At 69.8% G+C, this 11,437-nt stretch carries 12 protein-coding genes; all 12 read left to right on the forward strand.

The genetic code is table 11. The features are described from left to right. Positions 1-499 precede the first annotated feature (499 nt). The 12 genes from AC1DUQ_RS07970 to AC1DUQ_RS08025 all read left to right on the forward strand — a co-directional run bounded on the left by AC1DUQ_RS07970 (position 500) and on the right by AC1DUQ_RS08025 (position 10,941). Entirely contained in the window at positions 500-928 is a 429-nt protein-coding gene (locus AC1DUQ_RS07970; protein WP_477073615.1) for a hypothetical protein, read from the forward strand. After that, on the forward strand, positions 922-1,815 hold the full coding sequence (locus tag AC1DUQ_RS07975; protein ID WP_477073616.1) for a hypothetical protein: 894 nt from the start codon (positions 922-924) through the stop codon (positions 1,813-1,815). The genes AC1DUQ_RS07970 and AC1DUQ_RS07975 overlap by 7 nt, the downstream gene beginning before the upstream one ends. Positions 1,816-1,974: 159 nt before the next feature. After that, complete coding sequence (locus AC1DUQ_RS07980; RefSeq protein ID WP_477073626.1) at positions 1,975-2,574, forward strand: SAF domain-containing protein; 600 nt, start codon at positions 1,975-1,977, stop codon at positions 2,572-2,574. Between the two features lie 26 nt (positions 2,575-2,600). Further along, positions 2,601-3,290 (forward strand): hypothetical protein, encoded by a 690-nt coding sequence (locus tag AC1DUQ_RS07985; RefSeq protein ID WP_477073617.1) that lies wholly within the window; start codon positions 2,601-2,603, stop codon positions 3,288-3,290. Positions 3,291-3,424: 134 nt separating this feature from the next. Beyond that, positions 3,425-4,735 (forward strand): CpaF family protein, encoded by a 1,311-nt coding sequence (locus AC1DUQ_RS07990; RefSeq protein WP_477073618.1) that lies wholly within the window; start codon positions 3,425-3,427, stop codon positions 4,733-4,735. A gap of 218 nt (positions 4,736-4,953) precedes the next feature. Further along, complete coding sequence (locus AC1DUQ_RS07995; protein WP_477073619.1) at positions 4,954-5,592, forward strand: type II secretion system F family protein; 639 nt, start codon at positions 4,954-4,956, stop codon at positions 5,590-5,592. Beyond that, entirely contained in the window at positions 5,589-6,485 is an 897-nt protein-coding gene (locus AC1DUQ_RS08000; RefSeq protein WP_477073620.1) for a type II secretion system F family protein, read from the forward strand. Before AC1DUQ_RS07995 ends, AC1DUQ_RS08000 begins: the two co-directional genes overlap by 4 nt. A gap of 29 nt (positions 6,486-6,514) precedes the next feature. Then, complete coding sequence (locus tag AC1DUQ_RS08005) at positions 6,515-6,715, forward strand: hypothetical protein (RefSeq protein WP_477073621.1); 201 nt, start codon at positions 6,515-6,517, stop codon at positions 6,713-6,715. 2 nt (positions 6,716-6,717) lie between these two features. Next, entirely contained in the window at positions 6,718-7,110 is a 393-nt protein-coding gene (locus tag AC1DUQ_RS08010; protein WP_477073622.1) for a TadE/TadG family type IV pilus assembly protein, read from the forward strand. Then, positions 7,107-7,538 (forward strand): TadE/TadG family type IV pilus assembly protein, encoded by a 432-nt coding sequence (locus AC1DUQ_RS08015; RefSeq protein ID WP_477073623.1) that lies wholly within the window; start codon positions 7,107-7,109, stop codon positions 7,536-7,538. Before AC1DUQ_RS08010 ends, AC1DUQ_RS08015 begins: the two co-directional genes overlap by 4 nt. Beyond that, positions 7,535-7,990, forward strand: coding sequence for a pilus assembly protein TadG-related protein (locus AC1DUQ_RS08020; protein WP_477073624.1), 456 nt, complete (start codon positions 7,535-7,537; stop codon positions 7,988-7,990). The genes AC1DUQ_RS08015 and AC1DUQ_RS08020 overlap by 4 nt, the downstream gene beginning before the upstream one ends. Further along, positions 7,987-10,941: a LysM peptidoglycan-binding domain-containing protein gene (locus AC1DUQ_RS08025; protein ID WP_477073625.1), complete on the forward strand. Its 2,955-nt coding sequence runs from the start codon at positions 7,987-7,989 to the stop codon at positions 10,939-10,941. The genes AC1DUQ_RS08020 and AC1DUQ_RS08025 overlap by 4 nt, the downstream gene beginning before the upstream one ends. The last annotated feature ends 496 nt before the right edge of the window (positions 10,942-11,437 follow it).

An 11,437-nucleotide genomic window follows, 5' to 3' on the forward strand; every position in this document is an offset into this window, starting at 1 on the left:
CGCCATAGTCGAGTCACCCGTCGTCCGCACGGCGCGGATGGCGACCCGCCGACACTCCGCCCGATCCCCGGTCCTGGCAGCGCGTCGCGCCGAGGAAGCACTGGTCGCCGGTCTTCCACAGCGCCGTGCGAGCTGAGCTCCGTCCACAGATTCGGGGCACGCGGCTCGCGTGTTGCGCAATCTGTGGCACACCTATCGGCATGGAGACGTATCCAGTCACGTGTCGACTGACCGTTCCGACTCGCGCACTTCACCGGTTTGGGTATGGAATGGGCGCTTCGACGCTGTCGTCGAGCGGCTTCCGTGCAAGCGGGCGCCGTACAGGGGCGGGTGTTTGCCGATGAGAAGTCGACAGATCACCAAGGGGGCCGCGACCGCCACAGCGCTGATCGTCGCCGCGGCTCTACTCGGCGCGTGCACAGATCCCGAGCCAACCCCCTCGCCCACACCGGTGGTCTCGACGACAGCTCCGACTCCCACGCCCAGCCCGACTCCATCGGTGGACCCGACGATTGCGCAAACGGAGGCGGCGATCCTCGAGGCGTACAAGGGCTACTGGGACGCCAAGATCGCAGCGTTCGCCGATCCGACGAAAGACCCGGGGCCCGAGCTCGAGAGGTTCGCTGTCGACAAGGCGTTTGCAGACGTGGTGTCGAGCGTCTTCACCTTCCGAAATTCGGGAATCGCCGTCACAGGTCAGCCTGTACTCACGCCCACGGTTTCAGATGTGGAGATCGGCACCAGCGGCTCCGCCACAATCGTCGACTGCGTCGACGGAACGGGGTGGCAGCCCGTCTACACGGCGACGGGTGAATCGGCCGCGGCACCCGGTCAGGTCCAGAAGCTCGTGACGACATCCACCGCCTACTTCTACGTCGATCACTGGACCATCCGAACGTCCAACGTCGATCGCGAAGCGCCATGCTGACGGCTCTCGGCGGCGTTGCGGCGATGATCGCGGGCCTGGCAACCGGAGTCGTCCCGTCGGGCGTAACTTGCGCACCCAATACCACCTTCTGCGTCATCGAGGTCGATCAACCAGGCCAGCCGGCACCCCCGGCGGATCCCGTCAGCGGCGACGTCGTGGTTCGCGAGTGCATGGTGTCCAGCACAGGCCGAGTCGTCCCCTGCCAGGGACCCCTCGGATGGTTCAACGACCGCGACGACTGCTACTGGCGGAAGCTCGAGCACCAGCCGCCGGAGACCGATGCCATCTGGGGCGGCCACTATCCGGAGGGCGCCATCTACGCGGTCTCTTGCGCCGCGACACACCCCGGAGGCGTCGACGGGTGGGTGTGGAGTCCGACCGATCCTCCCGGATACGGAGGGACGAGCGTGACGCCGGCACAGCTGGCCCAGCAGGCATTGGCGCGAATGGCGCTGACCGGTCCGACGATCCGGATGACGATCGAGGGCGACGAGCACGGCTTGGTCGGGCTGCCGGTGTGGTTGTGGACCGAGGTAGGCGCGACGACGTGGGGCCCGAACTCGGCAACCGCTGCGGTCCCGGGGCTCTCTGTCACGGCCACGGCGCAAGCTCGCCAGATCGTCTGGGACATGGGCGACGGGCGCACCGAGACGTGCAAGAACCCYGGCACGCCGTACTACACCGGTGGTGTCACGTCGCCGACGTGCCAGCACATCTACGAGCAGTCCTCCGCCGGGCAGGCCAATGAGGCGTTCCCGGTAACTGCGACGACGACGTGGGACGTGACGTGGACCGGCGGTGGCGCCTCGGGCGCACTGACGGTCACCCGGCAATCCACGGCGAGCGTGCGCATCGGTGAGATGCAGGTGCTCATCACCCAGGAGTAGCCATCGGCGGCATGCCCGCCTGCAGGGGAGGTTGCCATGACGGCAACGAGTGAGAAGGCCACGCTGAACGGCACCCCCAGCGGTGTCACCGTTCGCGCACCGCGCGCAATAGCCCCGCGAGGGCGTCGGAGGCCGGCATTCGTGGTCGCGGGCGTCGTGATGATCGTGATCGGGGCGCTCGCCGCGGTCTGGCTGGTCTCGAGTTCGGGGCAGCGGGTCGACGTGCTCGTCCTAACCCGGGACGTGCCGTACGGGGCGACCGTCACTCGCGACGACCTGACGACCACCGCCGTCTCGGTCGAGGTGACCGTCGCGACCGTCCCCGCCAAGGACATCAGCGAGATCGTCGGGCAGGTCGCTGCAACGTCGCTGGCGAAGGGATCGCTGCTCGCCGCGTCCGAGGTGACTGGGTCGGGGGTGGTGGCACCCGATCAGGTTCTTGTGCCGTTGCCGTTGACGGTCGAAAAGGTGCCTGCCGGCGGCCTCGCAGCGGGCGAGAGAGTCCTGGTCGTCGATGCGCCCCCGCAGGGCGCCGATGCGGTGCCGGGAGAACCGCTCTCCTCTTCGGCGACGGTCGTGCGTGTCGGGCCACCGGACATCAACGGTCTGGTGGTCGTCGACGTGGTCACGGATGCCGACGACGGACCGGCGCTGGCCATGCGGGCGGCGACGGGCCGTTTTGCTCTGGTGGTGCTGCCTGCGCAGGGTGCGAAGWGAGCGTCGTGGCCGTGTGCTCCGCGCACGGCGGTCCCGGGGTGACGACGACGGCGCTCGCGATGACGTGGGTGTGGCCGCTCGTGCATCCGGACCGTCGTGTTCTGCTGGTTGACGCCGATCCGGCCGGCTCTGGTCTCCTGACGGGGTTTCTCCAGGCAGGTCTGCCTGGCACGGCCGGAGTCCTGGCGCTGGCGGCGACCCGCGGTCCGCTGTCGGTCGAGCAGGTCATCGACTGTGCGGTGGCGATCGACGAGGACTCTGCGCGCATGGTCTTGGCGGGTGTCACAGATCCTCGGCAGGCCCGCCCCCTCGGCGCGATCTGGAGTGCGCTGATCGGTGCGTCGCGCGACCTGGGCTCGGTGGGAGTCGACGTGGTGGTCGACGTCGGGCGGTTGGGTCACCGGTACGAGCCCACTCCGCTGCTGGACGGCGCGGATGTCGTCGCGATCGTCGTGCGGCCAGAGGTGGCCTCCGTGGTCCCTTCCGCTGCGGCCGTACGGACACTGCAGGAAGCACGAGCCGGCCGCGTCGCACCTCTGGCACTGGCGATCGGCGACGGCTACTCCCCCACCGAGATCGGCACCGCACTGGGCACCGGTAGGCCAGTGGTGGTCGCGCGAGATGCGTGGGCCGCAACCGCGTTCGCCACCGGGAGTGCGCAGGGATGGCGGTTCGAGCGGTCGCCGCTGCTCCGGTCGGCCCGCGGCGTCGTCGAGCGGCTCGCCGAACTGGCCCCGGCCCTGGCGGTGTCGTCATGACCGGGCTGGACGAGACGACCCGACCTGGACCGACCTCGAACGGGTTCGGCCCGACAGCCACTCATCTGGCGAYCGCTGCCGGCCCGGTCCTGGCCGCGCCAGACATGTCGGTCGTCCGTGAGGTCCGCCGGGCCGTGGCCGATCGGTTGGCCGAGCGTCTGCAGACCCAGCACGTCGAGTCCCCGGGTGCCCGCCGTGAGCTCGCGCGCTCGCTGGTTGCTGCCGAGCTGTCCGAGCGCGGTCGCGAACGGGTGCGCCGCGGCGAGGACTCGTGGCCGATCGATCTGGAGATGGCGACCTCACGCGCAGTGATGGCGGCCTTGTTCGGGTTGGGCCGACTGCAGCCGCTGATCGAGGACCCGGCGGTGGAGAACATCGAAGTCGACGGTCACGACACCGTCTGGGTGTCCTACGCCGACGGACGAGATGAACGCGTCCCGCCGATCGCGGACTCGGATGCCGAGCTCATCGAGATCCTGCAGCTACTCGCCGCCCGCACCGGCAACGCCGAGCGCACGTTCTCCTCGGCCCATCCCGCCTTGCACCTGCGCCTCGAGGACGGCTCACGGCTCGCCGCGGTGGCATGGACGACGCCGAAGCCGCACGTCGTGATCCGCCGGCATCGGGTGCGTGACGTCGACCTCGACGACCTGGTCCGTCTCGGCACGCTCGACACCGCGTTGGCGCAGTTCTTGAGGGCGGCCGTGCGGGCGGGCAAGAACATCGTGGTCACGGGGCTGCAGAATGCTGGCAAGACGACCCTGATACGGGCGTTGGCCAACGAGTTCGCTCCGATGGAGCGGTTCGCCACGATCGAGAAGGAGTACGAGCTCCACCTGCACGACCTGCCCCATCGCCATCCCCGGGTCGTGGCCTTGGAGGCTCGGGAGGGCTCCGCCGAGAAGGACGGGAGCGGCCGACGAGCTGGAGAGATCACGCTCTCCGACCTGGTGGTCGATGCGCTGCGGCTGAACCTGCGCCGGATCATCGTCGGTGAGGTCCGCGGCCCCGAGGTGCTGCCGATGCTCGAGGCGATGTCCACCGGCGACGGGTCCTTGTGCACGCTGCACTCCCGGTCCGCACAGCACGCCGTGGACCGCATCGTGACCCTGTGCCTGTCCGCCGGGGTCTCGATGACGGACACGTTCGCCTACCGACTCCTGGCCGGGTCGGTCGACCTGTTCGTACATATCGAGCTCCTCGACGACACCGCGACCGGGGGTCGCCGACACCGGTTCGTGTCCCAGGTGGTCGAGATCGTCGGCCTCGGCGAGACGAACCGCCCGGCCACGACGACCGTCTTCGGACCCGGCGCCGACGGTCGCGCCGTGCCGCTGCACCGCCCGCAGTGCCTATCCGACCTCGTGCGCGTCGGGTTCGACCCGTCCGTGCTCGACCAACGCAATGGCACGTGGACGAATCCACTGGGCGGAGGACGGTCATGACACCTCTGCTCGCCGCCCTAAGCGGGGCCGTCCTCGTGGCAGGGGCACTGCTCGCTACGATCGGGCTGCGACGCACCGAACCAGCGCCGGCGCGACCGCGACGCCGCCGGACCCGGCGCCCCGCCGAGGGGTGGTGGGATCGCTGGCGGTGGCCCATCGCCGCGGCAGCCGGGCTCCTGGCATGGGCCGTCACCCGCTGGCCTGTCGCCGCTCTGATCGTGGTGGCCGCCGTGATCGGGCTGCCGTACCTGCTCGGGTCGGCGAAGGTCGCCGCCCGAGCAATCGATCGCGTCGAGGCCATCGAGGAATGGACCCGCCGCTTGGCCGATGTGCTGGCCACTGGGGTCGGTCTCGAGCAAGGGATCCTCGCGTCCGCCACGACCGCCCCGCCGCCGCTGGCTCGCGACGTGGGCGCACTGGTTGCGCGGATCTCCGCACGGTGGCCGACCGATCAGGCGTTGCGGGCCTTCGCCGACGATCTGAACGACGCCGCCGGCGACTTCGTCGTCGCCTCGCTCCTGCTGGCCTCCAGGCGCCGAGGGCCCGGCCTGTCGGGAGTGCTCACCGCGGTGGCCGGGTCCGTTTCGGACGAAGTGGCAGTGCGGCGCAGGGTCGAAGCTGAACGCGCGCGGCCCCGCTCCACCGCCCGGCTCGTCACCCTGATCACCCTCGGTGTCGCGGGGCTCCTGACGCTCAACGGCACCTACCTGCAGCCCTACAGCGACGGGTTGGGACAGCTCGTGCTGGCCGCGATCGCTGCCGCCTTCGCCGGGTGCCTGCTGTGGATCCGGGCACTGACCCTGACCCCACCCGAACCGCGCTTCCTGACCGGACATCACACCAGGGGTGGGTCATGACGCTGTGGATCGTGCTCCTCGCTGGCGCCCTGGTCGGCGGCGGAATCGTCGTCGCCGTGGCAGGCCTCTCCCCTGCCCGACCCGACCTCGTCACCGCCGTCGAACGCCTCTTACCAGCACGCGGCCACGTCACCGCGGAATCGCCGATCGGAGCGCCTGGACCGCTCGGCTCGGTGCGGCGGGTGGTCCTTCCGCAGGCAGTCCAGACCTTCGGGCTGCGCCGCTACGCCGCCGACCTGAACATGCTCAACCAGCAGCCCGAGGACCTCGGCGCCCGCAAGATCGGGTACGGGCTCGTCGGCCTGCTCTTCCCCGCCCTGATGTCCGCCCTCATGCTGGCCGCCGGTATCGCCCTGCCGTTCGTTGTCCCGGCCGTCGCCGGACTGGCCCTTGGTGGCGTGTTCTTCATGCTCCCGGACGTGACGCTTCGCACCGAAGCAGCCAAGGCCCGGGCTTCCATGCGGGCAGCGACATGTGTGTTCCTCGAGCTGGTGGCGATGGAGCGGATCGCCGACGCCGGACCCACCGAGGCTCTCGACCGGGCCGCGGCCATCGGCGGCTCGGTCGAGTTCGCCCAGATCCGCGACGCGCTCCTGCGCGCCGAACTGGCGGGCGACCCGTCCTGGATGGGGCTGACCCACCTCGCCGAGAGCACCGGTGTCACCGAGCTCGGCGACGTGGCCGACATCATGCGCATCGCCGGCCAGGACGGCGCCGCCATCTACGCAACCCTGCGCGCCCGCGCCGCCTCACTGCGCACCCAGCTGCTCGCCACCTCGACCGCGAAGGCCAACGCCGCCTCCGAGCACATGGTCGTACCCGTCTCCTTGCTAGGCCTGTGCTTCATGGCCCTGCTCGGCTACCCCGCCTTCGTGCGGATCCTCCTGAGCTGAACCACACCCTGGAACGAATGGAGAACGACATGGACACGCTCGTGATGCTGATATTCCTCAACGGCTACGTGTCCGCTGCCCGGCACCGGATCCGCGACCGCGTCGGCGACGACACCGGCGCATCGACCCTGGAGCTCGTAATCATCATCCTGGGGTTGATCGCCGTGGCAGGGACGCTCGTCGTGGCCATCACCGCGGCAGTCCAGCGCCGCGTCAACCAGATCACCTGACCATGCGTGACCGTCGGGACACCGGGTCGGCCAGCATCGAGCTGGTCATCCTGTTCCCCGCCCTCCTGCTGCTGGTGACTGCGTTGATCCAGTACGCGCTCTGGTTCCACGCCCGCTCGCTGGCACTGGCCGCCGCCCAGGAAGGCGTTGCCGTCGCCCGCGCCTACGGCTCGACGCCGCAGGCCGGGCGAGATACAGCTCTGGCCTTTGTGCGCGACCACGGTGCGGACACGCTCACCGACGCCGCCGCGATCGCCTCCACACCCGGACCCGGGCACGTGCAGGTCGCGGTGACAGGACGATCGCTGTCGGTGATCCCCGGCGCGCCGGGGATCCAGGTCAACCAGTCCGCCGACGGCCCCGTCGAGCGCTTCACCACGGCGAACACACCATGAACCGCCAGCACCCGCGCGACCCCCGCGAGAACGGCTCGATCAGCGTCGAGCTCGCGATCCTGACCCCCGCCCTGATCCTGCTCCTCGGTGCCCTCGTGCTGGCCGGCCGAGTCGAGACCACGACAAGCGCGATCGAGCAAGCAGCCCGCTCCGCCGCCCGGGACGCCTCCCTGGCCCGAACTCAGGACGGCGCCCGCGCGGCAGCGACAGCCGCGGCCGCGCGCGAGCTCGCCAGCACGTCCTGCGTCGCCACTGCTGTCGCCGTGGACACGTCCGGGTTCTCTGCGCGCATCGGTCAGGAGGCCGTCGTGACCGCGACGGTCAGCTGCACCGTGAGCTTCGCCGACCTCGCTGTCCCGGGCTTGCCCGGCGCACGCACGATGACCGCGCAAGCGACCTCGCCCCTCGACAGGTACCGCACACGATGACGACCCTCACTCGCCGCCTGCACGCCGCAACCGGACCCGAACACGAGGCCGGCTCAGTCACCGTGTTCGTGGCCATCAGCATGCTCGGGCTCCTCCTGCTGCTCGGCCTGGTCGCAGACGGCGGCGCGAAACTGCGCGCGACCCAACGCGCCGACGCCACCGCGGCCGAAGCGGCTCGCGCCGGCGGGCAGGCCCTCGACATCCCCAACGCCATCTCCGGATCCGGCATAAGAGTGGACCGAAGCATCGCCGTCGCCGCAGCGACCACCTACCTGCGCCAGGCAGGACACAACGGCATCGTCACGGTCAGCGACGACCGCACCCGCCTGCTCATCACCGTCACCGACACGGCCCCAACCGCGTTCCTCAACCTCATCGGCATCAGCACCCTGACCGTGACCGGGCACGCCGAAGCCTCACTCGTCGAAGGCATCACCGGAGGTGGCACATGACCGCGACCCTCACCCCCACCCACCGCGGTCCCGAAATCCTGCGCGCCCTCGGCGCGACCGTGCTGCTCCTGTTGTTCCTTCTCGGAGCGCCGATCGCGTTGATCGCGCTCGCACCCATCTACGTTCCGGAAACAGTTCCGACCCTCGCCGAGGTCGGGCACGCACTGTCCTCCCCCGACGACGGCACCCTCCTCTTCGCCGTCCTGGCGTTGATCGGGTGGGTCGCGTGGGCAGCCTTCACGGTCAGCGTCACCGCCGAGATCCTCGCCGGCCTGCGGCGAGTCGCAACACCCTCGATCCCCCTGCTCGGATCAGCGCAATGGGCAGCATCCCGGCTGGTCGCCTCCGCCGCCGTCCTGCTCGCACTCACGTCGACCGTCACCAGTCCGACCCCCGCGGCCGCCGCAACGGTCACTGCCACGCGTGCCTTCAATGACCGGCCAACGCTCGACACACCAACGCCAGCACCCCGGCACGCCGTGGAGCCCGAACCGACCGCGGCCGAGCAGCCGAACCGCGGCGCGGAGCTCCCGACCGTCACCGTCCAGCGCGGGGACACGCTGTGGGACATCGCCGAACGGCACCTCGGCGACGGCGCCCGCTTCACCGAGATCCAGGATCTGAACCTCGGCCGCCCCCAGGCCGATGGGACTGCCCTAAGCGACTCCCACTGGATCTACCCCGGCTGGGCGCTCCTGCTCCCGGCAGACGCCGCCGGCCTAAACCCGTCACCACCCCTCGAGCCCGCCGCACCGGTCCAGCCAGCGCCGAGCGAGGTCGTCGTCGAACCCGGCGACAGCCTCTGGAAGCTCGCCGAAGAGCACCTCGGCGACGGCGATCGCTACACCGAGATCTACGCCGCCAACGCCGGCAAGCCCCAACCGGATGGCGGCGCCCTGACCCACCCGAACCTGATCGAGCCCGGCTGGCGACTCGACCTCCCAGTCGACGACACATCAAACCCCGCTGGCACGCCGCCAGCGGCCGACCCAATCGAGGCACCCACTGCGGAACGCCGCACACCGAGCGCCGCCCCACCGACCGCGCCCGCCGCGAAGGCCCCGTCGCCAACGGCGAGCCCCGCGCCAACCGCTGCGCCAAGGTCCGTCACGGACACCGGCGAACGGCCGAGCAGTGACTCAATCGACGCCAGCAGCCCGGCACCGCTGTTCGTCGGCCTGACCGCGCTGGCCGCCGCGGGCGTCGTCGGCGAGCTCAGCCGTCGACGCCACCTGCAGCACCGCGCGCGACGCGTCGGCGAAGCCATCCCCATGCCCCCGACCGACAGCGAGCCGGCTGCCGTGGAACAGACCCTCCGCCATGCGAGCACCCCAGTCACCCTGGTCCAGCTCAAAGTGGCTCTGCAGAACATCGACACCCGCTGCTACACCGCCGAGCGCGACCTGCCCCGGATCACCGCGCTCAGCCTCGACGAGCACACCATGACACTCCACCTTCAAGGCGACGACCCCGAGCCCGTCCCACCGTTCGTTGCCGCCGGCAGCCGGTGGACCGCCGCGACCAGTGAGATCGTTGACGATCCGCCGCTCGAGGACGCTCACCGATCCGAGCCATACCCCGCACTCGTCCCCCTCGGTCACACCGACGACGCGACGGTGCTCCTCAATCTCGAAGCCGCAGGGACCCTGAGCATCATCGGCGACAACCAGGCGGCCGACGATGTCCTGCGCGCACTCGCCGTCGAGATCATCACCAGCGACCTGACCGGGCGCATCGCCCTGGTCACCGACGAGTCCCTCGCCGAGCTGGCAGCAGCGTTCGAACCCGCACGCATGCACAGCACGCCCGACCACACCCGAACACGACGAGCCCGCGCCGAGGCCATCGCGGCCGCCCTGGACCACAGCGGCCTCGCCGACACCCTCGAAGCTCGCTCGGACCGGATCCTCGAAGACACCTGGCTACCCGTCATCTACCTGGAACAGACACCGAGCCCGTTGCTGACGAACGAGCCATGGACCGGGTCCGTCCTGATCACACGCGCACCCACCGACGGCTGGACGCTCACCGTCCACTCCGACGGCACAGCCGTCCTCGACCCCCTGAGCATCACGCTGCACGCACAGCGCCTCAGCGCAGCCGACCTTAAGCACGTGACGTCCCTGCTCCTGACCGCACAACCTCCCGTCGTCGCCGGCCTCGGCACATCCCAGAGACCGGAAGGCCGCGGCACCTACTCGCCCGATGCCCGGGACACCGCCCAGACCATGCGGGAGGCGTCCAGCACCCACGCGATGGCCACCCAGCGACTAGAAGGAAGGATCCGCGTCAACCTCCTAGGACCCATCCAGATCGACGGACTCGCCAAACCAGAGTCGACACCACCGCCGCGGGCCACTGAGCTGCTCGTCTACCTGGCGCTGCGCCGCACCGCGACAGGACACGAGCTCGACGAAGTCTTCTGGCCGGGCAAACGCGATGTCACAGGCACCCGCAACACCTTCGTCTACCGCACGCGCCAACTCGTCGGCGACGACGCGTTGCCGACCATCCGCCGCGGTGAACCCCTGCGGGTGACCGACGATGTCCTAACGGACTGGGCCATCTTCCAAGAACTGACTGCCGCAGCACTGGCAACCGAGGACGAACGACTGGAGAACCTCACCGCAGCGATGGAGCTCGTGCGTGGCCGTCCCTTCCTCGGGATCGACGACGCACACTACGGCTGGGCCGAGAACGACATCCAGGTGATGGTCAGCGCCATCGCAGACACCGCCCACCTCCTCGCCCGGATCCACCACGAGGCCGGGCGGTACGCCGAGGCGATCCAAGTCGCCACGCACGGCCTACTGGCCGAACCCCTCTCGACCCTCCTGCAACGAGACGCCATCGATGCCGCAGACGCCCGCGGAGACCACGAGGAATCCAGCCGACTGCGCGCCAGGTTCGCATCTCGACTCGCCGAACTCGACCCAGACGCAGAGCTGTGAGCCATGGGCGATCGGCCGGGCCGCAACCTCCGCGCCCTCCGACGCCACCGCTGTGCCGACGGAATTTGCTGTACGGCGCGTAGCCTCAAGAGGCGTCGGGGACTGCCGTCAGGTAGGCCGCGCAGCCTCGGACCGGGCCCGAGTTGCCCTGCGTCAACGATGTGCTGATGCTTTCGAAACTTGTCGGCTGCCCGCCTGGGTACAGGCCGGTAGTGAAACAGCATATTGAAGTTCCGAGTCTCACCGGACTCCACCCAGAATGCTGGCGGGGTGTCGTGTCTCTCGGTACCAAGCGTGAGAGCGCGATCGCCTGCCAGCACCCTCCAGGTGGCCGCGCAACCGGACGGCGAGCTGTCACGAAGCCCACGCTGCCGAACGGGTTCCCGGTACTCTCCCCCCGTGAACGGTGACTGGTACACAACTTGGGGTTTCTGGGTCGGGCTAGGCGGGCTCGTTGTCGGGGCCTTGGCGGTCTGGTATGGGGTCTGGGCTCGAA

The organism is Cellulomonas sp. P4_B5_2 (assembly GCF_056402235.1).

Bases quoted from the DNA above. Each gene is read 5' to 3' on its own strand.
- AC1DUQ_RS08010 (WP_477073622.1), top strand. From the start codon at position 6,718: ATGCGTGACCGTCGGGACACCGGGTCGGCCAGCATCGAGCTGGTCATC.
- AC1DUQ_RS08020 (WP_477073624.1), top strand. From the start codon at position 7,535: ATGACGACCCTCACTCGCCGCCTGCACGCCGCAACCGGACCCGAACAC.
- AC1DUQ_RS08025 (WP_477073625.1), top strand. From the start codon at position 7,987: ATGACCGCGACCCTCACCCCCACCCACCGCGGTCCCGAAATCCTGCGC.
- AC1DUQ_RS08005 (WP_477073621.1), top strand. From the start codon at position 6,515: ATGGACACGCTCGTGATGCTGATATTCCTCAACGGCTACGTGTCCGCT.
- AC1DUQ_RS08000 (WP_477073620.1), top strand. From the start codon at position 5,589: ATGACGCTGTGGATCGTGCTCCTCGCTGGCGCCCTGGTCGGCGGCGGA.
- AC1DUQ_RS08015 (WP_477073623.1), top strand. From the start codon at position 7,107: ATGAACCGCCAGCACCCGCGCGACCCCCGCGAGAACGGCTCGATCAGC.